At 61.7% G+C, this 26516-nt stretch carries 26 protein-coding genes and 1 pseudogene; 17 read left to right on the forward strand and 10 right to left on the reverse strand.

Features of this window, described 5'->3' with window-relative positions; genetic code table 11:
- Positions 1–62: 62 nt before the first annotated feature.
- Positions 63–1397 carry an aspartate aminotransferase family protein gene (locus tag JZX89_RS23490; RefSeq protein ID WP_207135482.1) on the forward strand — a complete coding sequence of 445 codons (1335 nt, stop codon included), beginning with the start codon at positions 63–65 and terminating at the stop codon, positions 1395–1397.
- 172 nt (positions 1398–1569) lie between these two features.
- On the opposite strand, the gene JZX89_RS23495 is transcribed toward JZX89_RS23490, so the two are convergent.
- Positions 1570–2481, reverse strand: a complete 912-nt coding sequence (locus tag JZX89_RS23495) for a 2-dehydro-3-deoxygalactonokinase (protein ID WP_207135483.1) — start codon at positions 2479–2481, stop codon at positions 1570–1572.
- Between the two features lie 115 nt (positions 2482–2596).
- On the opposite strand from JZX89_RS23495, the gene JZX89_RS23500 reads away from it, so the two are divergent.
- The 9 genes from JZX89_RS23500 to JZX89_RS23540 all read left to right on the forward strand — a co-directional run bounded on the left by JZX89_RS23500 (position 2597) and on the right by JZX89_RS23540 (position 12324).
- The gene (locus JZX89_RS23500; RefSeq protein ID WP_207135484.1) at positions 2597–3505 is read left to right on the forward strand and encodes a dihydrodipicolinate synthase family protein; all 909 of its coding nucleotides are present in this window, start codon (positions 2597–2599) and stop codon (positions 3503–3505) included.
- On the forward strand, positions 3502–4668 hold the full coding sequence (locus tag JZX89_RS23505; RefSeq protein WP_207135485.1) for a mandelate racemase/muconate lactonizing enzyme family protein: 1167 nt from the start codon (positions 3502–3504) through the stop codon (positions 4666–4668). The genes JZX89_RS23500 and JZX89_RS23505 overlap by 4 nt, the downstream gene beginning before the upstream one ends.
- Before the next feature lie 24 nt (positions 4669–4692).
- Positions 4693–5964, forward strand: a complete 1272-nt coding sequence (locus JZX89_RS23510; RefSeq protein WP_207135486.1) for an ABC transporter substrate-binding protein — start codon at positions 4693–4695, stop codon at positions 5962–5964.
- A gap of 83 nt (positions 5965–6047) precedes the next feature.
- The gene (locus JZX89_RS23515) at positions 6048–6974 is read left to right on the forward strand and encodes a carbohydrate ABC transporter permease (protein ID WP_142843108.1); all 927 of its coding nucleotides are present in this window, start codon (positions 6048–6050) and stop codon (positions 6972–6974) included.
- A gap of 10 nt (positions 6975–6984) precedes the next feature.
- Complete coding sequence (locus tag JZX89_RS23520; RefSeq protein WP_174374936.1) at positions 6985–7815, forward strand: carbohydrate ABC transporter permease; 831 nt, start codon at positions 6985–6987, stop codon at positions 7813–7815.
- 2 nt (positions 7816–7817) lie between these two features.
- The gene (locus tag JZX89_RS23525; RefSeq protein ID WP_207135487.1) at positions 7818–8900 is read left to right on the forward strand and encodes an ABC transporter ATP-binding protein; all 1083 of its coding nucleotides are present in this window, start codon (positions 7818–7820) and stop codon (positions 8898–8900) included.
- Positions 8897–9880: an NAD-dependent epimerase/dehydratase family protein gene (locus JZX89_RS23530; protein ID WP_207135488.1), complete on the forward strand. Its 984-nt coding sequence runs from the start codon at positions 8897–8899 to the stop codon at positions 9878–9880. The genes JZX89_RS23525 and JZX89_RS23530 overlap by 4 nt, the downstream gene beginning before the upstream one ends.
- The gene (locus JZX89_RS23535) at positions 9877–11559 is read left to right on the forward strand and encodes an SMP-30/gluconolactonase/LRE family protein (protein ID WP_207135489.1); all 1683 of its coding nucleotides are present in this window, start codon (positions 9877–9879) and stop codon (positions 11557–11559) included. The genes JZX89_RS23530 and JZX89_RS23535 overlap by 4 nt, the downstream gene beginning before the upstream one ends.
- A 3-nt stretch (positions 11560–11562) precedes the next feature.
- Positions 11563–12324 (forward strand): SDR family NAD(P)-dependent oxidoreductase, encoded by a 762-nt coding sequence (locus JZX89_RS23540; protein ID WP_207135490.1) that lies wholly within the window; start codon positions 11563–11565, stop codon positions 12322–12324.
- A gap of 63 nt (positions 12325–12387) precedes the next feature.
- Here the strand turns inward: JZX89_RS23540 and JZX89_RS23545 are convergent, their stop codons facing one another.
- The 7 genes from JZX89_RS23545 to JZX89_RS23575 form a co-directional block, all read right to left on the reverse strand.
- On the reverse strand, positions 12388–13194 hold the full coding sequence (locus JZX89_RS23545; RefSeq protein WP_174374931.1) for an inositol monophosphatase family protein: 807 nt from the start codon (positions 13192–13194) through the stop codon (positions 12388–12390).
- Entirely contained in the window at positions 13191–14027 is an 837-nt protein-coding gene (locus tag JZX89_RS23550; protein ID WP_207135491.1) for a glycerophosphodiester phosphodiesterase, read from the reverse strand. The genes JZX89_RS23545 and JZX89_RS23550 overlap by 4 nt, the downstream gene beginning before the upstream one ends.
- A gap of 2 nt (positions 14028–14029) precedes the next feature.
- On the reverse strand, positions 14030–15064 hold the full coding sequence (locus tag JZX89_RS23555) for an ABC transporter ATP-binding protein (RefSeq protein WP_207135492.1): 1035 nt from the start codon (positions 15062–15064) through the stop codon (positions 14030–14032).
- 8 nt (positions 15065–15072) lie between these two features.
- The gene (locus JZX89_RS23560; protein ID WP_207135493.1) at positions 15073–15897 is read right to left on the reverse strand and encodes an ABC transporter permease; all 825 of its coding nucleotides are present in this window, start codon (positions 15895–15897) and stop codon (positions 15073–15075) included.
- Between the two features lies 1 nt (position 15898).
- A complete protein-coding gene (locus JZX89_RS23565; RefSeq protein ID WP_210348607.1) occupies positions 15899–16738 on the reverse strand; it encodes an ABC transporter permease in 840 nt (279 codons plus the stop codon).
- 41 nt (positions 16739–16779) lie between these two features.
- Positions 16780–17931, reverse strand: a complete 1152-nt coding sequence (locus JZX89_RS23570; RefSeq protein ID WP_065116457.1) for an extracellular solute-binding protein — start codon at positions 17929–17931, stop codon at positions 16780–16782.
- 452 nt (positions 17932–18383) lie between these two features.
- Positions 18384–19028: a hydrolase gene (locus tag JZX89_RS23575; RefSeq protein ID WP_174374925.1), complete on the reverse strand. Its 645-nt coding sequence runs from the start codon at positions 19026–19028 to the stop codon at positions 18384–18386.
- Positions 19029–19181: 153 nt separating this feature from the next.
- Between JZX89_RS23575 and JZX89_RS23580 the strand changes: the two genes are divergently transcribed.
- Positions 19182–20075, forward strand: a complete 894-nt coding sequence (locus tag JZX89_RS23580; protein WP_207135495.1) for a LysR family transcriptional regulator — start codon at positions 19182–19184, stop codon at positions 20073–20075.
- Between the two features lie 9 nt (positions 20076–20084).
- Positions 20085–20332 (forward strand): annotated as a pseudogene (locus JZX89_RS23585) (substrate-binding domain-containing protein); the annotation flags it as partial.
- 45 nt (positions 20333–20377) lie between these two features.
- Here the strand turns inward: JZX89_RS23585 and JZX89_RS23590 are convergent.
- Positions 20378–20842 carry an Lrp/AsnC family transcriptional regulator gene (locus JZX89_RS23590; protein ID WP_149901396.1) on the reverse strand — a complete coding sequence of 155 codons (465 nt, stop codon included), beginning with the start codon at positions 20840–20842 and terminating at the stop codon, positions 20378–20380.
- A gap of 167 nt (positions 20843–21009) precedes the next feature.
- On the opposite strand from JZX89_RS23590, the gene JZX89_RS23595 reads away from it, so the two are divergent.
- The 5 genes from JZX89_RS23595 to JZX89_RS23615 all read left to right on the forward strand — a co-directional run bounded on the left by JZX89_RS23595 (position 21010) and on the right by JZX89_RS23615 (position 25031).
- Positions 21010–21789: an ABC transporter ATP-binding protein gene (locus tag JZX89_RS23595; RefSeq protein WP_149901395.1), complete on the forward strand. Its 780-nt coding sequence runs from the start codon at positions 21010–21012 to the stop codon at positions 21787–21789.
- 43 nt (positions 21790–21832) lie between these two features.
- Positions 21833–22606, forward strand: coding sequence for a transporter substrate-binding domain-containing protein (locus JZX89_RS23600; protein ID WP_149901394.1), 774 nt, complete (start codon positions 21833–21835; stop codon positions 22604–22606).
- Positions 22607–22617: 11 nt separating this feature from the next.
- Complete coding sequence (locus tag JZX89_RS23605) at positions 22618–23343, forward strand: ABC transporter permease (protein ID WP_149901393.1); 726 nt, start codon at positions 22618–22620, stop codon at positions 23341–23343.
- Positions 23344–23355: 12 nt separating this feature from the next.
- Positions 23356–24045, forward strand: coding sequence for an ABC transporter permease (locus tag JZX89_RS23610; RefSeq protein ID WP_149901392.1), 690 nt, complete (start codon positions 23356–23358; stop codon positions 24043–24045).
- A gap of 77 nt (positions 24046–24122) precedes the next feature.
- Positions 24123–25031, forward strand: coding sequence for a homocysteine S-methyltransferase family protein (locus tag JZX89_RS23615; RefSeq protein ID WP_153516756.1), 909 nt, complete (start codon positions 24123–24125; stop codon positions 25029–25031).
- A gap of 90 nt (positions 25032–25121) precedes the next feature.
- Here JZX89_RS23615 and JZX89_RS23620 read toward each other — a convergent pair whose 3' ends face one another.
- Positions 25122–26513, reverse strand: a complete 1392-nt coding sequence (locus JZX89_RS23620; RefSeq protein ID WP_207135496.1) for an amidohydrolase — start codon at positions 26511–26513, stop codon at positions 25122–25124.
- Positions 26514–26516 lie beyond the last annotated feature (3 nt).

The raw sequence follows: 26516 nt of genomic DNA on the forward strand, positions 1-26516 counted from the left end.
ATTGGACTGCCTGCGCAAGGGCCTGTTACCGTTCGTCAGGATCACCTCTTGGGGAACGCGCCATGGACAACATTTCGAAAAACGCCATTTCGTTGAACGACGAGCCGGCCTTCTGGGCCGCCGCCAACAAACACCTGACCCGCTATGGGCCGGCCTTTGAAGACATCATCGTCGAACGCGCCGCGGGAAGTTTCGTCTACGATGCGGATGACCGCGCCATTCTCGATTTCACCTCTGGCCAGATGAGCGCCCTGATCGGGCATACTCACCCGGATATTGTCGCCACCGTCAACCGGCAGATGGCCTCGGTTGCGCATCTCTTCTCCGGCATGTTGTCGCGCCCGGTCGTCGAACTTGCAGCGCGGCTGGCGGCGCTGGCGCCCGGTCTCGACCGCGTGCAATTGCTGACGACAGGGGCGGAATCCAATGAAGCGGCAATCCGCATGGCAAAGCTCGTCACCGGCGGCCATGAGGTCGTCGCTTTTGCCCAGAGCTGGCATGGAATGACCGGCGCTGCGGCGTCTGCCACCTACAGCGCCGGCCGCAGGGGCTACGGCCCGGCGACGGCCGGTTCGCTCGTCATTCCCGCCCCGAATGCCTATCGTCCACGCTTCCGCAACCCGGATGGATCGAATGACTGGCAGGCCGAGCTTGACGATGCCTTCGAACTGATCGATCGCCAGTCGACCGGCAATCTCGCTGCTTTCATCGCCGAGCCCATCCTGTCGAGCGGCGGCATTCTGGAACTGCCGCTCGGTTATCTCGCCGCCCTGAAGAAGAAATGCGAGGAGCGCGGCATGCTGCTCATCCTCGATGAAGCCCAGACCGGCGTCGGCCGGACGGGGCACATGTTCGCCTTCCAGCGTGATGGCGTGACGCCGGATATCATGACGCTCTCCAAGACGCTGGGCGCCGGCCTGCCGCTCGCGGCCGTGATGACAAGCGCCGAGGTGGAGCAGAAAGCCTTCGAAAGGGGCTTCCTGTTTTATACGACACATGTGTCCGATCCCTTGCCGGCGGCTGTCGGCGTGACGGTTCTCGACGTGGTTGCGCGTGACGGTCTTGTGGAACAGGCGATTGCCCGCGGAAACCGCCTGAAGGACGGGCTTTTGTCGTTACAGCAGAGGTTCGAGTGTGTGGGTGACGTGCGCGGTCGCGGGCTCCTGCTGGGGCTGGAAGTCGTTGCCGACCGGCATACGAAGGCCCCCGGTTTTGAACTCGGTGCGCGCATCATGCACGAAGCGATGCTGCGTGGCATGAGCATGAATATCGTCAAACTGCCCGGCATGGGCGGCGTCTTCCGTATCGCGCCGGCGCTGACCGTGTCGGATGCCGAAATCGACCTCGGATTGGACATATTGGCGGATTCGATCCAATCGGCGCAGGCGACGCGATAGGGTCTCGACGACGCTCGTCTTTACGCTCGCCTGGAGCTCAAAGGTTTCAGGCGAGCAGGTCTTCGTCGCAGCTGGTGCCGATGCTGACCGGAAAATTGTATATGTCGGTTCTCAAAAACCGCTAATCTGAAAGCCGGACGCCGCCGTTTCGGCATCCGGCCGTCGTCGGCGCTCAGGAAAGCGACTGTTTGAGGACGGCCAGCGCCCCTTTGGTCAGGGCGTCGTCCGCGCCCATCGATGTCCTGAGCCCAAACACATCTGCGGCAACCAGATAAAGATCGTTCAGCCCGTCATTGCCGACGATAGCTGCCTCGTCTCCCTCCGCATACCATCCGGCATCGCGGGCCTGCCGAAATTCCTGCCCGATGACCAGTCCCCGCACATAGGAGCGCAGCTGATCCGGCGAAAGCCGGCCGGCAAGCCCGCCGGTTCGCGCCGAAAACAGCAGCGACAGCATGGCGGCGGATCGTTTTGCCTCCTTCAGACCCCAGCGATAGGCCTCCGGATCATCGACCGGCGGCTGCGTGGAACCGCGCGCGATGAAGGAATGATTGATGAGCAGGTTGAAGATTTCACCGGTCACGAATGTCTGGAAACCGTCGATCCGCCCCGCCTTCACCCGCGCCCATTTGCTGTGGGTTCCGGGAATGATGAGGGTAGCGTCTTCGCCAAGGCCGCGGCCGACGATCTGGGTTTCTTCGCCGCGCATCACATCCGGAAATGGCTGGCGGGCGGGGTCGTTGAGACCCGGCAGGAAGACAAGATCGGACCCGTTCGGCAGCGACCTGCGCACCGTGCCGGCGGCAAGTTCCGCCGGACCTGCCGGGCACGGCACATAAGCGACTTCGACCCAGCCGTTGCGGCTGGTGATCATGCCCAGTGCCGCGACGGGCAAGGCCCCGTAGCGCGAGAACCAGGGTGCGAGTGCAGCCATCAGCGCGGCCTCATGCTCACCCTTGCCAAGGCTCGAAATACCGTCGGCGGTTTCAAGATGATCGAGTTCTTCGCCGCCTTCACCAACGAGCGCTGCCCTCAGTGATGTCGTTCCCCAATCGACGATGATCGATGTCGCCGGTGCTGCCATGTCTTGAACCTCCTCGTTCATTTCATCTTGGGGCTTGTCATAGGGCGCGAGTCTATGTAGTGTCAATTAGTGAATTCAAGGTATCAATATATGATACTTAATTGGGAGGAGAAAGATGGTGGCTGGCCTCAAGGGGATTTTGCCTGTTCTGCCCACGCCGTTTCTGGCAGATGGCGGCATTGACGAAGCGGGTATGAAGCGGCTGGTGGTCTTTGCGCTCGACAAGGGCGTGGATGGTGTCGTGTTTCCCGGTTTCGCCAGCGAGGTGGAGACTTTGAATGCCGCCGAGCGCGCTACGCTGCTGAAGATCGTCGTGGATGTGGTGGCCGGGCGGGTGCCGGTCGTGGCCGGCGCCAGTGCGGCCGACTGGCGTGACGTGGTCGAGCATGGGCGGGCGGCATCGGCGCTTGGCATTCGCCACCTGATGGTGCAGCCGCCGAAGTCGGTCGGCACGGATGCGCCGGCGCTGATCGAATTCCTCGGCAGGATTGTCGAGGCGCTGCCCGAAGTTGAAATCATCCTGCAGAACGCGCCTGCGCCGCGCGGCTCCGACCTTTCGCCGCAGGCGATTGTTGAGATCGTGCGCGCCTTGCCGCGGGTCACCTATGTCAAGGAAGAGACGCTTCCCGCCGGCCCGGCCATCAGCCACATCATCGCCCATGCGCCTTCGACGCTGAAGGGCGTCATCGGTGGTGGCGGCGCGCGTTACATTCTCGACGAATACGCCCGCGGTGCGACGGCGGCCATGCCGGCGCTGGAGATCGCCGAGGAACATGTGGCCATCGACCGGGCGCTTGTTGCCGGGCGGCAGGAAGAGGCTCGCCGGATCTATGTCCGCACCCTGCCGCTTCTGGTGTTGCAGGCGGTCTATCGCATGCGGCTGACCAAATATGTGCTCGCCCGTCGCGGCGTGATCGAAGGCGTCGGCGTGCGTGCGCCGACACCTGAGCTTGATGCGGCCGCCATTGCCGATATCGACGCCAATCTGGTCGAACTTGGCCTTGTTGCCGCGGAGGCCGCATGAACAGCCCTATCGCAACCGTTGAAGTCTTCACGCTGACCCAGCCGCGCAAGGTGCCCTATCTTGGCGCGCTCAGGGAAGGCGAGGTGGTCAATCCCAACGGCTACATCGTGCGCAAGGGCAATCGCACGGTCTACCCCACCTTCGACCGCAGCGTGCTGGTGCGCATGACCACCGGGGCCGGCATCGTCGGCTGGGGCGAGACCTATGGCATCGTCGCCCCCGGCGCGGTCGCCGCCCTCATCAATGATCTTCTCGCCGGTTTCGTGATCGGCCGCGATGCGTCCGATCCTTCGGCTGTTTATGACGACCTCTACGACATGATGCAGGTGCGCGGTTATACCGGCGGCTTTTACGTCGATGCGCTTGCCGCGCTCGATATCGCGCTCTGGGATATCGCCGGGCAGGAAGCCGGCAAATCGGTTCGCGACCTTCTCGGCGGCGGGGTAGATACGTTTCCGGCCTATGTTTCGGGCCTGCCTGAACGAACGCTGAAGGCGCGTGGGGAACTGGCGAAATACTGGCAGGATCGCGGTTTCAACGCCTTCAAATTCGCAACGCCGGTGGCTGATGACGGCCCGGCGGCGGAAATTGCCAATCTCCGGCAGGTGCTTGGCGCGCAGGCGAAGATCGCCGCCGACATGCACTGGAACCAGACGCCGGAACGGGCGCTGGAACTGATTGCCGAAATGCAGCCCTTCGACCCGTGGTTTGCCGAGGCTCCCGTCTGGACGGAGGACATTGCCGGTCTGGAGAAGGTTTCGAAAAATACCGATGTGCCGATTGCCGTCGGTGAGGAATGGCGCACCCATTGGGATATGCGCGCCCGCATCGAACGCTGCCGCATCGCGATCGTGCAGCCGGAAATGGGCCATAAGGGCATCACCAATTTCATCCGCATCGGCGCTCTTGCCGCCGAGCACGGCATTGACGTGATCCCGCACGCTACCGTCGGCGCCGGCATATTCCTTGCCGCCAGCCTGCAGGCCTCGTCGACATTGCCGATGCTGAAGGGACACGAATTCCAGCACTCGATCTTCGAGCCGAACCGCCGCCTGCTGGAAGGCGACATGGATTGCCGCGAAGGCAGATATCACCTGCCGTCGGGACCGGGACTTGGGGTAAGACCGTCGGAGGCGGCGCTCGGTCTGATTGAACGTATCTGATTTGGTTTTTTGGAGGAGGAAACCATGACCAAAAGAATGAAGAAGCTGGCGCTCGGCACCGCGACCGCCGTTTTGATGACGATGGGCGCTGTTGCGCCCGCCATGGCCGATACCGTGCTGAAGTTCATTTCCTGGCAGACCGACGATGCCGGAACGGGTGAATGGTGGCATTCCGCCATCGCCGCCTTCGAGAAACAGCATCCGGGGGTGAAGATCGAATTCACCAAGGCGGAGCGCAGTTCCTACGCGGATACGATGACCACGCTTTTCGCCGCCAACCAGCCGCCGCAGATCGTGCATCTGGCGTCGTTCGAATTCCAGATGTTTGCCGATAGCGGTTGGCTGGAACCGCTCGACCCGTGGCTGAAGAAGGATGGCATCGACATGACCGGCTGGGCCGGCCAGCAGAAATGCGAATGGAACGGCGAAACCGTCTGCATCATGACCAACTATTTCGGTTTCGTCATGGCCTATAACAAGAAGCTGCTGGAAGAAGCGGGCGTTGCGGTTCCGAAAACCTATGACGAGTTTCTGGCCGCTGCAAAAGCCACGACCAAGGATCTGAACGGCGACGGCATCATCGACCAGTTCGGCACCGGCCACGAAACCAAGGGCGGTCCGGGGCAATATCTGACGGAGATGCTGAACTATATCCTCGACGCCGGCGCCTACTGGACCGACAAGGACGGCAACATTACCATCGACACGCCACAGATGGCCGAGGGCCTTTCACGCTGGAAAACCGTGATGAAGAGCGGCATCAGCCCGGTGGACATGAGCGCCAGCGACGTGCGCAAGCTGTTTGCCGATGGCAAGATGGCCATGCGGCTCGATGGACCATGGCTTTACGGCACGACCGAAAAGGGTTCGGCCAAGAGCGACATCGTTTATGCCGCACCGCCGCTCCATCCGCCGCTTGGCGGATCGTCCAACGTGCTGGCCATGCCGGCCGATATTCCCGACGACCAGAAGGCATTGGTCTGGGATTTCATCAAGCTGACGATGACGCCGGAATTCCAGCGCAGCTACGCCACCCTGGGCGGCAACACCCCGCCAAGCCCGAAGGCGGATGTCTCGGGTGTTGAAAAGACCATCCCGCATTTCCCGGTGCTGATCGAAACGATGAAGGCTGCCTCTGAGGCCGGTATTGACCGCATTCCGACCGGGCTTGAGCTTTTCTACAACGAGTTCAGCAAGATGGTGATGGAAGAAAGCCAGCGGATGATCATTCAGGATCTCGATCCGGCGGCGGTGGCGAAAACCATGCAGGCAAAGGCCGAAGCCATCAAGGGTTGATCCCCCATTGTCCTGATCTTGTTGTCCTGCCATGGCCCGTCAAGGGCCATGGCCATCATCCGCATCCGGCAGGAGGACCATCCATGACCGAACCCGTTCGGGCTGGGCGTCGCAAGTTCTTCGATCTTGCGCGTCCCAGCCGGCAGCATCTCCTCGGCTATATTCTGATCGCGCCCGCGGTCCTGATGGTTGCCGCCATCATCGTCTGGCCGCTCGTGCTGGCCATCGACCTGTCGTTCCAGCAGGTCAAGATACCAAGGCTCGGCGGCGCCAGCCGGCCGTTTTCGCTGAGCAATTACACCTGGCTGTTCTCGTCGCCGGAATTCTGGCTGGCCTGCTGGGTAACGCTGAAACTGGTCATCGTCGTTACCGCCGGCAGCGTTGCTGTTGGCCTCAGCACGGCGCTTCTGGCCAATAACCGTTTCAAGGGCCGCACCATTGCGCGGCTGGGAATGGCGCTGCCCTGGGCGGTGCCGGAAATTATCGCGGTCGTCATCTTCGCCTGGATGTTCGACACGTCCTTCGGCCTGTTCGGCTGGCTGGCAATCAAGCTCGGCTTTACCGACCAGATGATCCCTTGGGTTAGCAGTTCCACGGCCGCCTTCTGGGCAGTGGCGATCACCATGGTGTGGAAAGGTTTTCCTTTCGTCTCGATCATGTGTCTGGCCGGCCTCCAGTCCATTCCCGCCGATTATTATGCGGCGGCCAAGGTGGATGGCGCGAGTGTGTGGCAGCGTTTCCGCTGGATCACCATGCCGCTTTTGATGCCGGTGCTGGGCGTGACGCTGGTGCTGACGCTGTTGTGGGTATTCCGCGACTTTTCCATCATCAAGGTTCTGACCGGCGGCGGGCCGCTGCGTTCAACCCAGACACTGTCGATCATGACCTATGATCAGGCCTTCCAGTATCACAATTTCGGCCGTGCCGCCGCCGTCGGCGTGCTGACGCTGGTGATCTGCATCGTCGCGAGCCTCTTGATGCTCGGCCGGCGTTCAAAATCGATCTATTGAGGAGGCTTTGATGAAACGGACATTTTTACAGAGCCTTGCCCTTTACGCGACTGTGATCTTCACGCTGGTGATGATCCTGTTCCCGGTCTACTGGCTGCTGGTTACCGCACTTTCCACCACCGATGAACTCTACCGCCTGCCGCCGACCTTCTGGCCGGACGATCCGCAGTGGGACATCTTCGCCCGGGTCTGGGCGGCAAAACCGATCCTGCTGTGGCTTTGGAATTCCATGCTGGCAGCCATCGGTTCGGTGGCGCTGTCGATGCTGGTCTCGGTCAGCGCCGGCTATGCGCTGTCACGCTATTCGATGCGGGGCGGCGCAACCATGGGGATGTTCGTGCTCACGGCAAAGATGCTGCCAGCGACGCTGCTCGTCATTCCGCTGTTTTCTATCTTTTCCAGCTTCGGCCTGATCGGCAGCCTGTGGACGCTGGTTCTGGCGCATTCGACGATGATCATTCCTTTCGCCACATGGATGCTGAAAGGCTATTTCGACACCATTCCGAAGGAACTGGAACAGGCCGCCATGGTGGATGGCTGCTCGCCGATCGGCGCGATGGTTCGCGTCGTGCTTCCCATCGCCACACCGGGCCTCGCCGCCACCGCACTCTATGCCTTCGTGCTCAGTTGGGCAGACTATGCCTATGCGCGCACCTTCCTCGTCAACTCGCCGGACAACTGGACGGCCAATCTCGGCATCACCACGATGCAGGGCGAATATGTCACCTATTGGAACGACATTTCCGCCGCATCCGTGTTCATCGCGCTGCCGATCATCGCAATCTACCTGTTCCTGGAACGTTATTTGGTCGGCGGCCTCACCGCTGGCGCGGAGAAATAAGCATGGCCAATATTTCCATTCGCAACGTCAGCAAGTCCTATGGCGCGCTCAACGTGCTCAGGCCGTTTTCGCTTGAGATCGAGAACGGCGAGTTCGTGGTGCTGGTCGGGCCTTCCGGCTGCGGCAAGTCGACGATGCTGAAAATCCTCGCCGGTCTCGAACCGGCAAGCGAAGGCCAGATCTTCATCGGCGATAACGAAGTGACGGATCTGGCGCCGGGTGACCGCGACATCGCCATGGTGTTCCAGAACTATGCGCTTTATCCGCACCTCACCGTTCGCCAGAATATCGGCTTCGGCCTGAAGATGCGCGGCACGGACAAGACCGAGATCGACCGCCGGGTTGATGATGCGGCGCGCATTCTGGAAGTGACACCCTATCTCGATCGCAAGCCCAAGGATCTCTCGGGCGGCCAGCGCCAGCGCGTGGCACTTGGCCGTGCCATCGTGCGCCAGCCACAGGCCTTCCTGATGGACGAGCCGCTGTCCAACCTCGATGCAAAGCTGCGCGTCCACATGCGTGCCGAAATCGGCGCATTGCACAAGCGCATCGGTGTCACCACCGTTTATGTGACGCATGATCAGGTCGAGGCGATGACGATGGCGGACCGCGTCGTCATCATGCAAGGCGGCATCATCCAGCAGATCGCCGCACCCGACGAGCTTTTCAACAATCCGGCCAATCTTTTCGTTGCCGGTTTCATCGGCTCGCCGGGCATGAATTTCCTCAATGCGGAACTGCGTGACGGCACTGTGACCCTGTTTGGGCAACCGGTTTCCCTGCCGGGCGCTGTCGACCGTCAGGGCAGCGTGATCGTGGGCTTGCGGCCGGAACATCTCGTTCTGGGCGATGCGCCGGTCACCTTCGATGTTCGCCCGACGCTGGTGGAAAGCCTGGGATCGGAAAAATACGTCTATTTCGATGCGGATGGCGCAAGGGTTGCGGATGGCGAGGAGGGCAAGTCCAAGGGGCTGATCGCGCGCGTTTCGCATACCGGCAACCTTCCCGGCAATGAGGCGCTCCGGCTCGGTTTCGATCCGGCCCAGCTTTATCTCTTCGATGCAAAGACAGGAGTACGGCTATGATCCTCGTTACCGGATCGGCAGGCCGTGTCGGCCGTGCCGTTGTCGCCGCCTTGCGCGCACAGGGCCGCACCGTTCGCGGCTTTGATCTCAGGCCATCGGGAACCGGCGGCGAGGAAGTCGTCGGGTCGCTGGAGGATGCGCAGGCATTGTCCGAGGCCATCAAGGGCGTGAGCGCCGTCCTGCATCTTGGCGCCTTCATGTCCTGGGCTCCGGCGGATCGCGACCGCATGTTCGCCGTCAATGTCGAGGGCACGCGCCGACTTCTGGATGCGGCTTCGGCGGCTGGTGTGCGGCGGTTCGTCTTCGCTTCGTCTGGTGAGGTCTATCCGGAAAACCGGCCGGAATTCCTGCCGGTCACCGAGGACCATCCGCTTTGCCCCAATTCGCCCTATGGTCTGACCAAGCTTCTGGGCGAAGAGCTGGTGCGCTTTCACCAGCGAAACGGCACCATGGAAACGGTGATCCTGCGGTTTTCGCATACGCAGGATGCGGCGGAACTGCTGGATGAGGAGAGTTTCTTTTCCGGTCCCCGGTTTTTCCTGCGGCCGCGCATTCGCCAGCAGCAGAATTTCGGAAACACTGCCATCGCCGAACTGCTCCAGTCCCGCGATATCGGCGAACCCGCGCACATTCTGGCGCGCAATCAAAACGGCCGGCCGTTCCGTATGCACATCACCGATACGCGCGACATGGTGGCGGGAATTCTGCTTGCTCTCGACCATCCCGACGCGGCGGGTGGCACCTTCAATCTCGGCGCCGATGAGCCGGCCGATTTCGCCGCGCTTCTGCCGAAGATTGCGGAGCTGACCGGCCTGCCCATCGTGACAGTCGATTTTCCCGGCGACGGCGTTTATTACCATACGTCCAACGAGCGGATCAGAAACACTTTGGGGTTTGAAGCGGAATGGACGATGGACCGGATGCTGGACGACGCGGCGGCCGCAAGGCGGCAGCGACTCGCGAAGGAGCAGAGGCAATGAAACCGGAGACGCCGGGCGGCACGGCGGCGTTGGCCAAGGGGCTGACCCTGCTCGACATGGTCGCCGATGCGCCGGAACCACTACGTTTTGCCGAGCTGTTGCGCGCCTCCGGCCTGCCGAAGCCGACATTCGCGCGCATCCTTCGCACCCTCATCGCTTATGGCCTCGTTCGTCAGGATGAGGCCCGTGGCACCTATGTCCTGGGCCAGCGTTTTCTGGAAATGTCCCATAAGGTCTGGGAGAGCTTCGATCTCGTCTCGGCGGCGACGCCGGAACTGGAGCGGCTGGCCGCCGAACTGGGGGAGACGGTTGCACTGTGCCGGCTTGACGGCACCATGACGCAATATCTGGCCGAACGCTCGCCGAACGGTCTTTCGGTGCGCGTCGAGGTGGGACGCCGCGTTCCCCTGCATTGCACGGCACCGGGCAAGGCGCTGCTCGCCTTTCAGGATCCCGCCGTTGGCCGCGCCCTGCTGGATCGCCTGACGCTCGATCTGCAGACACCCAAAACCATCACCACCCTCGATGCGCTGCAGGCCGATCTGACGCTGACGCGGGCGCGGGGTTATTCGATTTCCTACGAGGAGCATCTGCCGGGGGTGAATTCGGTCGCCGCCCCTGTCATGGGCCGGGACAATACGCCGATGGGTGTGCTCGTTGCGCTCGGGCCGTCTTCGCGGCTGGATTCCTCCAATATTCATCCCGCCGGGCGCGAATTGATTGCCGCCGCCCGCCGGATTACCGGTGCAGCTGGGGCCGTGGCGATCAGCTCGCGGCCGCGCCCGCGTTCGGCAACGGGTCGCCCCAGCGCCGAACTCAGCTGCATTCTGCCATGGGGCGCGCAGCTGGGGGAAAGCCCGGTCTGGCACGAGGGGGAAAACGCGCTCTACTGGGTGGATATCCTGCATCCGGCAGTGCACCGCTTTGATCCCGCCACTGGCCGCAACGAAACCTGCGAGACCGGCAAGCTGGTCAGCGCCGTCATTCCGGTCACCGGCGGGCGATTGCTGGTGGCGTCGCAGGATGGCGTCGAATGGCTGGATTTCGCCTCCGGCCGGCTGACACCCTTCGTCAGCCCGGAGGCGGGCATCGCCGACAACCGCCTCAACGACGCCAAATGCGGTCCGGATGGCGCGATCTGGGTCGGCTCGATGCGCATCGATGCCTCCAAGCCCACGGGTGCGCTTTATCGCATCAATGCCAACGGCGCATCCGAGCGCAAGGAAGGCGGCATCATCGTTTCCAACGGTCTCGGCTGGAGCCCCGATGGCAGGACGTTCTATTTCGTTGATACCGTGCCCGGCCTCATCCACGCCTATGATTGCGATCCGGCGACGGGTGCGCTGTCGCAGCGCCGTGAATTCGCCCGCATTCCCGTGGCCGATGGCCGGCCGGATGGTCTGGCCGTGGATGCGGAAGGAGGGGTCTGGTGCGCCATCTGGGATGGCTGGTGCGTGCGCCGTTATCTTCCGAACGGCAAGCTGGACCAGGTGGTCGACATGCCGGTGCCGCGCCCTTCCAGCATCGCCTTTGGCGGGCCGGACCTGTCGACGCTGTTCATCACCAGCGCCCGCACGCGCCTGCCGGCATCCACACTCGCCGACGCGCCGCTCTCCGGCGGCCTGTTTTCCTGCCGCCCGGGAATTGCCGGCGCGCGCATCTCACTGTTTGAAGGATAAAGGATGCGTCTCGAAAGCGTCTTTGGGTTGAAGGGCCGCACGGCGCTCGTCACCGGTTCCAGCCGCGGCATAGGCGCCGCCATTGCCGAGGGGCTGGCGGGCGCGGGCGCCCATGTCATCCTGCATGGCGTGAAGCCGGGTGCCGCCGCGCCCGTGCAGCACCGGATCGTCGCAAGCGGCGGCACGGCGCAGGAACTGGCGGGCGATCTGTCCGAGCCTGGTGCCGGTCGTGACCTCATTGAGCGCGCCGAGGCGGTCGCACCGGTCGATATTCTTGTCATCAATGCCAGCGCCCAGATCAATGCCGTGCTGTCGGAACTGACGCCGGACGATCTGGCGTTTCAGCTGGCGGTCAATCTGGGCTCGACGGTGGATATGCTGCAGGCGGCCCTGCCGCGCATGGCGGCCCGCAAATGGGGCAGGGTGGTTTCCATCGGCTCGGTCAATCAGCTGCGGCCGAAGGGCATCGTTACCGCCTATGCCGCCACCAAGGCTGCGCAACACAATCTGATCCAGAGTCAGGCGCGGGATTATGCCCGCGACAATGTGTTGCTCAACACGCTTGCTCCCGGCCTCATCGACACCGACCGCAATGCCCACCGTCGTGATGAGGACCCCGAAGGCTGGGCGGAATACGTCCGGACGCTGAACTGGATGGGCCGTGCCGGGCAGCCGGAAGAAATGGTGGGTGCCGCCATCTTCCTGTCGTCGCAGGCCTGCAGTTTCATGACCGGTGAAACCGTGCTGATGACGGGCGGTTACTGATCACGCTCTCCTTCGCGGGCCCCCGCATATTGGCGGATACGCGCTGACCACGAGCTACGCCGCTCACGGATTCTTGGGCGGAACGCCGCGAAGCCGCTCGAGAAGATAGGCGTGGGTTGCGGCATTGGCGACGATCAGCGTGCCGGTTCGCTCATAGATATCAGGCCCGCGCCCCCACCAGTCCGTCACGATGCCGCCGGCTTCCTCAACGAGCAGGATACCGGCTGCGGTGTCGACAAAGCCCGTCTCCTCGTAATAACCGGTAAGCCGGCCGCAGGCCACGTAAGCGCAGGAATTGGCGGCGCTGCCAACGACCCGCACCGCGCCGATGGGGGCACGAATATCGTCGAGACGCTGATAGGCGCCGGGATAAAGCGAAAGATTGGGTGTTGGCAGGCCGGTGCCGACGCACATGAGCGCGATATCGCTGCTGGCATTGACGCGCAGGCGTTCGCCGTTGAGATATGCACCTTCGCCCTTGATCGTGGTGAACATCTCGTCGGCGACGGGATTATAGACGAGCCCGCAGATCGTCTCGTTGCCGCGGCGCAGCGCAATGGTGATGGTGTAGTGCTGGCCATAGATGAAATTGGTGGTGCCATCGATGGGATCGACCAGCCAGCGATGCTCGGCATCCGAGCCGTCAACCGGAGCGAATTCCTCGCCGGTCAGCCCCCACGGATACCGGCCGAGCAGGCGTTCGCGGATCAGCGTTTCGGACTGCCTGTCCGCATCGGACACGAAGTCGCCCGGTCCCTTGACGCCGATCTCGATGTCGCGGAAGCGCCTGAAATGCTCGAGCGTCAATGCGCCGGCCTCGCGGGTGGTGGCGATCATGTCTTCCAGAATGGCGGTGTAATTGACGGTCATCGGCTGAATGCCTCGGTTAGCCCTTCCGGGTCATCGGTGGTGATCTGGTCGACCTTGAGCCGCAACAGCCGCTCGACATCGGTGATCGATTGCGGCGTGATGCGGTTGATGGTCCAGGCATCGACACGGCGGCCGGCGGCGTGGATGGGGGCGATGATATCGATGCCGGCGTCTTCAGCGGCAAGGACGATCCGGTAATCGAGATAGATCATTCCGGCAGCCGGTGCCGTGGCGAGCGCCTGTTCGATGAAGCCGGAAAAGTTTCCGTCCCGCTGCAGCGCGGTGAGTGTATCGTCCTCACACGGGTCATATCCGGTCTTGAGATCGGGGACCGATGCGGCAAGCGCGGCGATGGCGTCGAAATCACCGCCGGACAGGATCATTGAACCCGCCAATGGCGCGATGCTTGCGCTGAAACCGGCGATGACCTGCGGGGTGAGGGCGTGCCGGTCTTCCTTGAAATCGAGCTGCAACAGGGCATCGGGATGGATGATCTCGCGGGCGAGCAGGGTGCAGAGGTCTTCTAGCAGCATCACCCTTGAGGATACGGGCTGGCCCTGATTGTCGCGCAGATGCAGCTGGCGCAGGCTGGCGGCGGAGGCGTCTCGCACCCTTCCGGTGCCCGTGGTTTCCCGCTCCAGCGTCAGATCATGCAGCACGGCGCAGCCATGGTCGGCGTGAATGACGAGATCGACTTCGATGCTCGCGCCAAGGCACATGGCCTCGATGATGCGCTCGCCGGTGAAGGCGGGATCGGCGGCGCGGCGGCGGCCGCGATGCCATTTGAGCCAGGTGCGATGGCCGTCGCGTTCGAGGAGGATAGGCATGTTCATGGTCAGCTCCGGTAGATTTGCCGGTTGTCGCGAAAGGCCGTGACGGCGCGCGGCAGGATATCGACCCCCTGTCCGGCCCGGAAGAGATCGGGATGGGCGACCATCGATTTGATCCTGATACCATCGGGCAGATCGAGATCGACGAGGCCATGGGTGCCGTAATCGGTCACCCGGTGAACGCTTGCCTGCGGCGTCTCGGATGCCGTCAGATCGACGGCCTCGGGGCGAATGGCGAGAATGGCGGGACCGTCGGAGACGGGCAGCGGCACAGTCATGCCGGCATGGGTGAAGGTTCCGCCCGAAACCACGCCTTCGATCAGGTTCATGGTGCCGATGAAGCCGGCGACGAAGGGGGTCTGCGGTTCGCGGTAGATGATGTTCGGCCGGTCGATCTGTTCGGTCCTGCCATCCTTCATCACGACAATGCGGTCGGCCATGGAAAGAGCCTCGTCCTGCCCATGCGTGACGAACAGCGTGGTGATGCCGAGACGCTGCTGGATATCGCGCACCTCTTCCCGCAGGCGCTCGCGCAGATGCTGGTCGAGGCTGGCGAAGGGCTCATCCAGAAGCAGGATTTTCGGCTCGAGGACGAGCGAGCGGGCGAGCGCCACGCGCTGCTGCTGTCCGCCGGAGAGCTGGCTGGTGGCGCGTTCGCCATAACCGGAAAGCCCAACCAGTTCGAGTACGGCCTCGACCTTCTCCTTGATGAGGGAGGCTGGCATGCGCCGCAGCTTGAGGCCGAAGGCGAGGTTCTTGAAGACATTCATATGGGTCCAGAGCGCGTGGCTCTGGAACACCATGCCGGTTGGTCGGCGCTCCGGTGACAGATGGGTGACGTCTTCACCGTCGATGGTGATCTGCCCGCCGGTCGGCTGTTCGAAACCGCCGACCATGCGCAGCAGCGTCGATTTGCCGGAACCGGACGGGCCGAGAAGGCAGACGAGTTCACCATCGGCGACGTCGAGCGAGAAGTTGTCGACTGCCTTGGTGCCACCGACGAAGGTTTTCGTGACCCCGCGGATATGAAGTACGGACATGAATATTCCTAACCGCCGAAGCCGCGGGCGAAGGCGCCGCCGCCGATGACGCGGCGGGCGAACATGAGGGCAATGAATGACGGCACCCAGAGCACGACGGACAGGACCGCGCCATACTGGATGACCATCTGGTTGTTGATGTAGCTGATCATCAGCACCGGCATCGTGCGGATGCCGGGTGCGCCGATGAGCCATGCCCCTTCGGTTTCATAGAAGGTGCCGACGAAGCTCAGGAGCACGGCGGCGGCAATGGTCGGCCCGGCCTGCGGCAGCGTGATCGACCAGAAGACCCGCAGGGGACTGGCCCCGACATCACGGGCCGCCTCTTCCATGCGGCGGTCGACGGCCTGAAACGCGGCGACGGGTATCCAGATCATGAACATCAGCGTGCCAACGAGCTGGATCAGAACGACGCCCCAGAAGGTGCCGATGAGGTTGAGCTGCAGAAAGATTGCCGCAATCGCCACCAGCAGCCCGAATTTCGGGAAGGCATGACCGGCAAGGAAGGAGAAGAACAAGAGGTTGCGGCCGGGAAAGCTCATGCGGGCAAAGGCATAGGCGGCAGGAAGGCAGATCAGCGCCGAAAGCAGGGTCACAACCGTCGATAGTTGCAGGCTCAGCATCAGGGCGTTCCACACATCGGGGCGTCCGAGCGTCTGGCCCCAGAAACGGAAGCCGAACTGTTGCGGCACGACGTTGGGGTAACGCCAGACTTCGGTGAAAGCCCAGGTGCCGACGACGATGAGCGGCCCGACGATCGCAATGGTCAGAAGGACGGCGAAGAATATGCCGGGCCAGTCGAGGCGCGCGCGCGCCGATGCAAAAGCGGCCATGTTACCTCCCCTGATTGCGTGCGACTGAGCGCACATAAAAGAGGCCGAAGGCGATGCAGAAGCCGAAGGCGATAACGGCCTGGGTCATGGCGCCGATGGGATCCTGCACGTCGCGAAGGGTGCGCTGCATGAAGGGACCAATCATTTCCGGCGATGCGGGACCAAGCAGATAAGGAAGGGTGAAGGAAGAAAAGATACCGAGCACCGAAAAGGAAAGCGCCACGAGAATGGAATTGGAAATGCGCGGCAGGATGATGTGCCAGAAAACCTGCAGCGCATTGGCGCCCACATCCCGCGCCGCTTCCACGGACTGGTTGGCGACGCTGCCGAGACCCGCCAGAAGGATCAAAACCGTCAGTGGGATATTATCCCAGACAAGGCCGATGACCGGCCCCCAGGGGGTCAGATAGGGCGTGCGGATTTTCGGCAGGTCGACCGCGTTGAGCAGAATATCCACCATGCCATTCGGCCCAAGCACGCGGATGAAGGCGAAGGCGAGGATGATGGAGGGCACGAACATCGGAAAGATCGCCAGCGCCTGCACATAGGCCGAAAGGCGGCCTTGGGAAAAGCGCAGATAAAGCGCGATCGGCAGGCAGATCACCAGAAGCAGCATGGCGCAGACCAGAGTGGTCCAGAGCGTGACGGCGAGATTGTCGAGGCTGTAGCGATCCGAAAAGAAGAAGACGTAGCTCGAAAGATTGAACCTCGTTTCTCCATTCGTCCCGGTACGCCAGACGGTGCGCCCTATGGCGTTGATGGCCGGCCAGATGACGAGCCAGATCATCAGGAAAACGGGAATGGCGACGAGCAGGAGGCCGATTGGCCTCCTGCCTGCCATATTGTCGATGAGCGGGCGGACCGCTCCTTCTGCTGCCTCGGTCACGACTTGCGGTCGACGTTCGGAGCAACGTGACGGTACCAGCCGTCATTGATGGCGGTTTCCCATTTGCCGGCCGGGAAGGTCGGAATGGTCTGCGGAATGATGTCGGCGAAACGCTTGCGCAGATCGGCTGGGACATAGTCCCAGGAAACGCCGGGGAAACCGCCGAGTTCGGTGAGGATGGCGCCCTGGATTTCTTCGGAGAGAACGAAATTCGCCAGCTTGAGGGCGGCATCGCGATTGGTGCCGTTCGCCAGCACCACGGCCCGGGAAAAATCGCCGCAAAGCGCGAGATCCTGAAGCTGAACGAGGCCCGTTTCCGCAGGAAGCACACCCTGATCGATCGCCTTCAGAACCTGATCGGACCAGACGGGCGTCATCGTCACGACGCCTTGCGACAGCAGCTGCAGAGACTGGGTGTTGCCGGAGGCATAGGCGCCCTTGTCATAAAGCGACGGGGCGATATCGGTCAGCAGATCCCACGCCTTGCCCAGTGCCTTGTCGCCGAATTCCTGGGTGTAGTTGTCGACCGTGAAAGCCTTGGGGTCGAGACCATTGGCCTGATGGATGGCGCGGCGAACGAAGTTGCCACCGGAACCGCCCTTGTCGGGACGGTTATAGACGAACTGGCCGGGATTGGCCTTGATCCAGGTGACCAGCTGCTCCCAGGTCTTCGGGGCATCCGCGGGCTTCAGCTTGGCTGTGTCATAGGCGAGCAGAACCTGGCTGCCGCGATAGGGCAGGCTGTATTCGCTGCGGATGGCAAGCGGGTTGACGCGCGAATAGTTGGAGAGACCGGCTTTCGCCATGTTCACATAGATGCCGGCATCGATCGCGCCTGCGGGCAGCAGCGGATCGGAATGCTCGAAATAGTCAGCCTGCGGATCGGTGCCTGTCTGCTTTGCTGCAATGGCGCGTTCGCCGATGGCGATAATGCCGGCATTATCGCCGGCGTCCACGAGGTTGAGTTTGATGCCCGGATTGGCCGCCTCGAAAGCGGGCTTGACCGTGTTGGTCCAAAAATCGAGGATGTTACTGTCGGCGCCAGTATACCAGTCGATCGTGCCCGGGGCGGCGAAGCTCATGCGCGGCGCAAGGGCGAGGCCGGCGGCGGCGCCTGCTGCTGATATCATGAAGGTGCGGCGTTTCATCTCTGTCTCCAGTGCTCTCGGCGAGTGGAATTGTTGAGCGCTGACCCTTTTTGGAAAGATCGGAACGGCGCTGGCCCGCCTTTGCACAGCCGTGCACTTTTTAACGGACCGGCGGCGTTTCTAATGTCTTTCATTAACGCTTTCGTGACACCCGGCGGCACTGGTGGCCACTGACCGGCACCGTCGCGGTTTTCGCTCGCTCTCAGCAGGCGAACAAATTCTGCGTGAGGCGAGGAATTCTCACTTTGCACGAGCAATAAGGAGGCGTGAAAGCTGAACCATGGCCGTTGTGTTCCCCTCTGGAGTGTAGCGGGTGGCGGCCCGGCAGCACGCGCGATCTCTGCACTTGAGCGGACTTGTCGGTCGAGAGCTTCCCCTTGGGCTAAAGGCGGTGAGGGCCGGTAAACCAATCGTTCCGGCCCTCACCAAGATACTCGCTGTGTCGGCCGGGATCAGCCAGCGACTGGCGTATTGAGGAGCTGCTGCTCCCAAAGATAGGCGATGCCGCTGCCGCCGAAGTGCTGGATGAGAATCTCGGTCAGCTCTTCGACATGCTTGGTGCGCGCCCAGTCGCGCTGCCATTCGCCAGCGAGCGCCATCACGGTCATCGGGTTCGCGCCGGCCGCGATCATCCGCTGGACGGCAACTTCGTGGGATTCCTTCGAAATACCGCCCGACGCGTCGGTGATCACGGTCACGTCCCAACCTTCGCCGGCGGCCTGGATAACAGGCATTGCCACACAAACCTCGGTCCACAGCCCGGCAATGATCAGCTGCTTGCGGCCTGTCGCCTTGACCGCGTCCACGACCTTCTCGTCCTGCCAGGTGTTGACCCAGGTCCGGTCGATGACCTCCTGGCCCGGAAATACGTCGGTGATCTGCTTGAAGAGGAGTCCGCCGCGCGCTGCGATCACGCTGGTGAGAATGGTCGGAACATTGAAAGCTTTTGCCAGCTTCGCCAGCGCGGTCGTGAGATTGACCACAGCCTGCGGATCGTGGCTGTTGAGATTTGCGAGCTGGTAGGGCTGATGGTCGATCAGAACGAGGACCGAATCTTCGGGACGAAGAAGAGAATCGAGGCCGTTACGAAGGGTCATCAAGACTTCCTTTCTCTGCCGTCATGGACGGCGATGGGTTCAAGAGGGACACGCGTCAGTGGGCGACGTGCCAGGAAGCAATTTGCTGTTCCTTTTGGTGGGGCGATAGTGCCATAGTCTGGCGAGCTGTGTCGCGAAACGAGGAACACCGGAATGGACATCGAAGATCTCCAGACATTCGTCGCAGTCGCTGATGCCGGTGGTGTTTCGGCCGCCGCACGCCGGCTCGGCGTCTCCAAATCAATCGTCAGCCGGCGGTTGTTGCGGGTCGAGGCCGAACTTGGCGTGCAGCTGCTGGCGCGAACGACCCGCGGCGCGGCGCTCACGGAAGCGGGGATCACGTTCAGGGAACACGCGGCAAGAGCCACCGCCGAGATCGATGCCGCCAGGGAAACGATCCTTCCCACCGGCGAGCTGCGCGGCCGCTTGAGGGTCGCTATGCCGCTTACTTTCGGCCCGACCCACTTCGCCCCCGTGCTCGTGGAAATGGCGCATCTGCACCCGCAGCTTCACATTCATACCTCCTATAGTGATCGCTTGGTCGATCTCATTGCAGAGGGTTTCGATTGTGCGATCCGGAGTGCCTACCTTCAGGATTCAAACCTGATCGCGAAGCGCGTCGGGCCGATCCATGGAAAGCTTGTCGCCAGCCCGGCTTACATCAAGGCGCACGGCGCCCCTGAAACGGTAGAGCAGCTCGGTAACCATCAGGCGCTGATGCAGGGAACGGAAGCCTGGCAGTTTTTGGATGGCGACAAAATCGTCACGGTTCAACCGCAGGGCAGGTTCAAGGCCGACAGCGCCACAGCACTTGCCGCAGCGGCGGCGGCAGGTCTCGGCATCGCCTGGCTGCCCGATTGCATCACCCATGCATATGTGACCTCTGGCGCATTGGTGCCGATCATGACGCGCTATCCCGTCCCTCCGGGCGCCACCTATGTCGTACGCCCGCCCAGCCAGCATCCCACCCGCAAAGTGCGGGTGCTCACCGAAATGCTGACTGAATATTTCAAACGGAACCCGGAACTCTGGGGCGTGGATAGTTGAAAAGGAGCATATCGGATCCCGGATGAAGTATCGGTCGTTGGATTTGGCGATTATTCTGCGGCCACCAGATTTCACCACCGCTAACGACGGTGCGGGTGTTTGGTCGCGAAGCTGGAGCCGCCGCCCTTGCCTTGGTTCTTGAGCGGATTGACCGGCCGCGAAACCAGGATCAGCCGCCGCGTAGCATAAGGATCGTGTCGCGCCTGATTGAGCGGAAATCCACCGCGCAGGCTTTGTTGCGCAAGCCGCAGAGTTGAGAGAGGAATTTCGGCAGATAGCTGACCGCAGGGGCATTTCCGTCATTATTCCGGAGGCACGAACAGGCCGAGCTTGACGTCCCGAAGCACCACATTTGTGTGCATTCGGCGGATCTGCGGGTTTTCGGCCATGATCAGCGCGGCAATATCGTCATAATGCTCGACGTCGCGGGCGGTAACGATCGCAATCAGATCGACCGCGCCGGTAACGTAATAGACCTGCTGGATGTGATCCTGCTTCTCCACCCAGACGCGAAACTTCGCCAGCGCGTCATAATTGTCCCGCTCGATCTCCATGCCGACGATGAACACCATCGATGTTGCCGTCGCCTTCCGATCGACGACCGCAACTTCCGCTTTGATAATCCCGTCCTCGCGCAGGCGTTTCAATCGTCTCTGCACGGCTGAGGCCGACAAACCCACGCGTTCGGCGATGGTCTCAGCCTTCATCTGGCAGTCGCGCTGAACGATATCGAGAATGTCACGGTCAAAACGATCCAGTTGTTCCATTATGCAATCCAGTCGGGTTTTCGCAGCGGCAACTCATGTATTTCGCCTTATATACCGCAAAGGAAAGATTATTTTGCATGAAAAATGCAAATTAGATGGAAATTGCGCGAAAAAACCGCGTCCTTTTGTCATTATTCTCCGCAAATTCATTTTAGTCGGAACCATGCATGCCAGACCAACCCTTTCCTGCTCTTCGCGTCGAAGATCTCCACAAAAGCTTCGGCCCGCATCAGGTTCTCAAAGGGATTTCGACGCAGGCCCATAAGTCTGATGTGATCTCCATCATTGGTTCCTCCGGTTCCGGCAAAAGCACCTTCCTCAGATGCATCAATTTTCTGGAAACGCCTGATCGCGGTCGCATTGCCGTGAACGGTGAGGAGATCGCGCTGAAAGCCGGGCGCGACGGGCGGTTGCAGCCGCGCAGCTGGCGGCAGGTTGAACGGCTGCGGACCGGGCTCGGCATGGTCTTTCAGAGCTTCAATCTCTGGGCGCATCGCACCGTGCTGGAAAACGTCATCGAGGCGCCGGTGCATGTCATGGGCATGCCGCGGCGGGAGGCGGTCGAAAAAGCTGAGGCCCTGCTTCACAAGGTCGGGCTGTTCGAAAAGCGCGACACCTATCCGGCCTTCCTTTCCGGCGGGCAGCAGCAGCGCGCGGCGATCGCCAGAGCGCTCTGCGTCGATCCTGATGTCATGCTGTTCGATGAGCCGACATCGGCGCTTGATCCGGAACTGGTCGGCGAGGTTCTCAAAGTTATCCGCGATCTCGCGGAAGAGGGCAGAACCATGCTGATCGTCACCCACGAAATGCGCTTCGCCCGCGATGTCTCCAACCGCGTTCTCTTCCTGCATCACGGGCAGATCGAAGAGGAAGGTCCGCCGGAGCAGATATTCGGGGCACCCGTCAGTGCCAGATGCCGGGAATTCACCGGCCTCATCGCCCACTGACGCCCCAACATCATCGACAACACCATCAGGAGAAACCTCGCGAATGAAACTGCTTCCCATGTTTTTCGCCGGCGCGGCATTTGCAATGTCGGCTGTCACGGCACAGGCCGAAGTCCGCTTCGGCATCATGAACGAATCCTACCCGCCCTTCTTCGCCAAGGATGCTTCGGGCACATGGCACGGATGGGAAATCGACCTGATGAACGCGGTCTGCGAGGAGATGAAGGAAAAATGCTCCATCGTCGATATTTCCTGGGACGGTCTCATTCCGGCGCTGCAGAGCAAGAAATTCGATGTGATCTGGTCGTCGATGTCGAACACGGCGGAACGCTCGAAGGTGATCGACTTCACCGACAAATATTACAACACGCCGAGCACGCTGATCGGCCCCAAAGACCAGACGCCGGGCGCCGCGCCTGAAGATGTGAAGGGCAAGACCATCGGCATTCAGGTCTCGACCATTCAGTCCGAATATTACAAGAAGTATTTTGCCGGTGTCGCTGACGAAAAGACCTACCAGACGCTCGATGAGGCATTTCAGGATCTCGCTGCCGGCCGCATCGACTATGTCTTCGGTGATTCACTGGCACTCGACGCCTTTCTGAAAAGCGATGGCGGCAAGGATTGCTGCGTGAAAATGGGCGACGTTGCCGATGACAGGGAGATACTCGGAGCCGGCGTTTCGGGCGGCCTGCGCAAGGATGACACCGAACTGAAAGCCAAGCTGAACAAGGCAATAGCAGCGGTTCACACCAACGGCCAGTATGAAGCGATCACGAAGAAATACTTCGATTTCGACATCTACGGCGCGAAATAAGCAGTCAGCAGATGGCGAACTCGCAACAAGGTATTCTGGACCTGCTGTCTCCCTATCCTCCGGGATGGGGCGGCGTGCTTTTGGCAGGTGCGGTCGCCACGGTCGCCATCTCGGCCTGCGCCTTCGCGATCGGGCTGTTGCTCGGCACGGCCGGGGCGCTTGGAAAGCTTTCGGGTCATCCTCTGCTCCGGCTCCCGCTTAATCTCTATACGACGGTGATCCGCTCCGTTCCGGAATTGATCCTGATTGTCGGGCTCTATTATGCGGGCACCGATGGTCTCAATCGGCTGCTTGCCGCTCTCAACCTGCCGCCTGTCGAGGTCAACGGCTTCATCGCGGCCGTCGCCGTGTTGGGGTTCGTTCAGGGCGCCTACATGACGGAGGTGCTGCGCGGCGCGATCCTCGCCATCCCCGCCGGGCAGATCGACGCCGCCAAGGCGTTTGGCATGGGGCCGGTCCTGAGGTTTCGTCGCGTTCTGCTGCCGGCACTTCTGCCCAATGCGCTGCCGGGTCTTGCCAATCTATGGATGTCGGTCACCAAGGACAGTGCGCTGGTTGCGGTGGTCGGTTATCAGGAACTGGCGCTCGCCACCCGTCTCGCCGGGGCAAGCACCAAACACTACTTCCTGTTCTTCCTGGCGTCGGCATTTCTGTACCTTGCCATCACGCTCGTTTCCAACGTCGTCGTCAAATTGATCGAAGGACGGGTGCGGCGTGGACAGCCGCGCCTTGCCTGAGGAAAGCACCCCATGAGTTTTGACTGGATACCGAACTATTGGTCGCTGCTTTTGATGGGCGCGTGGCAGACCGTGGCGCTGCTGGTGATCTCCGTGGTGTTCGGCTTCATCCTCGCCATCGGGCTTGCTTTCGCACAGGTCAGCGGGGGCAGGCTGACGCGGCTTTTGGCTCGCGGCTACTGCACGTTCTTTCGCGGCACGCCGCTGCTGATCCAGCTCTGGCTGCTCTATTACGGCGTCGGTTCGCTGCTGCCCATGGTTCCCGGCATCCGCCAGAGCCTGTTCTGGCCGATTTTGCGCGAAGGCTTCTTTTTCGCCGCCGTCAGCTTCACGCTGAATTACGCGGCCTATGAGGCCGAAGTCTTGCGCGGCGCGCTGCTTGCCGTTCCGAAGGGCGAACTCGAGGCCGGTCGGGCCTTTGGCCTTTCGCCGTGGAAGCTGACCCGCCGCATCTGGCTGCCACGCGCCATTCGCATCGCCCTGCCGACGATTGCGGGAGAGATCATCATGCAGCTCAAGGCGACACCGCTCGCCTTCACGGTCACGGTGATGGATCTCTACGCCGTGGCCAATAAGGTTCGCCAGGACACGTTGCTGGTCTACGAACCGCTGCTCGTCGTTACCTGCTTCTATCTTGCCCTGACGGCCGTGATCGCCCGTGTCTTTCGAGGTCTCGAAGCACAGGTGCCGGTTCGCCGCTAGCTGATGGAAGATCCAACACATTGTTTTGAAAATCCCGTTGCCGGTGACGGCGCGGCAGCCTGAATGGAGATGAACTCATGAGCACAATACGAATTCTTGACGGCGGTATGAGCCGTGAATTGCTGCGGCTGGGGGCTGAGCTGAAGCAGCCGGAATGGTCGGCTCTGGCGTTGATGAATTCACCTGACATCGTGCGCGAGGTACACAAGGAATTCATCGCCGCCGGCACGCAGATCATTACGACGAACAGCTACGCCCTCGTACCCTTCCACATCGGCGAGGAAAGGTTCCAGAATGAAGGACCGGCGCTGATCCGCCTCGCAGGCCGTCTGGCGCGGGAGGCCGCCGATGCGGCTGGGGATCGGAAAGTGCTGGTCGCCGGTTCGCTGCCGCCGATCTTCGGCTCCTACGAGCCGCAGAATTTCCAGCCTTCGCGAGTGCAGGACTATCTGAAAGTGCTCGTCGAAAACCTTGCGCCGTTCGTCGATGTATGGCTCGGCGAGACGCTGAGCCTGATCGCCGAGGCGGATGCCGTGCGGGAAGCGGTTGCGGCAACGGGCAAACCACTCTGGATTTCGTTTACATTGGAGGATGGCGAGGCAGCGCTAAGGGGTGACGAACCAAAACTCCGGTCAACCGAGACTGTGGAAAATGCCGCCTCCTGGGCGGCTTCATCGGGTGCCGAAGCCATCCTGTTCAATTGCAGCAAGCCCGAGGTCATGCAGGGGGCCGTGGAGGTGGCAGCGCGTGTTTTCCGGGAGAAGAGTGTCCGCCTCGAAATCGGCGTTTACGCCAATGCCTTCGAAGGCGAACAGGGTGAGGCGGCCGCCAATGAAGGCCTGCACGACACGCGCAAGGATCTGAATGACGATGTCTATTCACGTTATGCCTGCTCCTGGGCCGAGGCCGGCGCGACGATCATCGGCGGCTGCTGCGGCATAGGGGCTGCCCATATTCATCGGCTGAGGACGACGCTTTTAGCTTGAGGCAACCGTATTCCTCGGTCAATGCGGACAGAAGGAGGGCGGTTTCCCGATGAGGGAGATCAAGGGCGGCCAGGGAGGCCGCCCGGAAACTCACCGCAGCCGTTGCGGGGTCGCGTCCGCCGGTATCAGCGGCACATAGCTCTCACCGTTCAGTTGTTCGCGATGCTCGGCTTTTGCCGCGGAGATCAAGTCAGGATCGAGCATTGCCTGCACGGCGGAGGCGGCCATGACCTTGCCGGCCTGCAACATGCCCTTGTGGGCGTAACCGGAGGTGCCCTGCGCCACCATCTGCCAGGTGTGCGGCGGCGTGCCGTAGGCTTCGGTCGCGACATAAACCTGTCCGGTCGGCACCAGCCAGCTGACATCGCCGACATCGGTTGAACCGTGCAGGAACGTTGGCTTTTCCTCGAAATCGTTCAGGTCCTCCGAAAGGACCTTGCCGCGCCTTGCGACACGGGTCTGCACCTCCGCCGAAAATGTCTTTTGAATGGAGCCGGCAAAATCCTTCTCGCTGTTGGAGAAAGCGGCGACGCCGATCTTCTCGAATTCCCGATGCATCAACCGGGCGAGCGTCACATTCGGTACGAGATCGGCCGACGCCGCATCGAAGGTGATCTGCAACTCCGTTCCCGTCATCAGTGCGGCACCACGCGCAACATCCTTCACCCGTTCGGTGATGTCGCGAACCTGATCCATCCTCGGCGCCCGGACCTTGTAGAGCACCTGCGCCTGCGATTGCACCACGTTGGGCGCCCGTCCACCCGTGTCTGTGATGGCATAGTGGATGCGGCCGTCCTGAATGATGTGTTCCCGCAGATAATTCGAACCGACATTGGTCAGCTCGACCGCGTCCAGCGCAGACCGTCCGAGGTGCGGTTCGAATCCGGCATGGGCGCTGGTGCCGCGGAAGGTGAAATATAGCTGGTTGGTGGCCAGCATGCGCGCATTATAAGCGAGGTTTTCATCCCATGGGTGCCAGGTGAAGGCCACATCGACATCCGCAAACAGGCCCTCGCGGGCCATATAGGCCTTGCCGCCGCCGCCTTCTTCGGCCGGGCAGCCATAATAACGGATCGTGCCGCCAAGCTTCAGTTCATCCTTGCAGGCCTTGAGCGCCATTATGGCCGCAAGCGCGCCGGTGCCGAGAAGATTATGGCCGCAGCCATGGCCGTTTCCACCCTCGGTGATCGGCTTGTGACTGGCGATACCGCCCTCCTGGCTGAGGCCCGTCAATGCATCAAATTCACCCAGAATGGCGACGACGGGTTGGCCCTCGCCATAGCTGGCGACGAAGGCGGTTTCGATATTGCCGGCGTTGCGGGTGACGTCAAAGCCTGCCTTTTCCAACTCGTCGGCCAAGAGGGTGGCCGATTTTGTTTCCTCGTAACGGATTTCGGCGAAAGACCAGATGGCATCCGCCACGGATTTCAGATTATCCGCCTGGGCGGCGACGGTGCGTTCGATGATGTCGATATAAGTCATGGT

Origin of the sequence: Agrobacterium burrii (assembly GCF_017313405.1) — a bacterium.
Taxonomy (GTDB): domain Bacteria; phylum Pseudomonadota; class Alphaproteobacteria; order Rhizobiales; family Rhizobiaceae; genus Agrobacterium; species Agrobacterium burrii.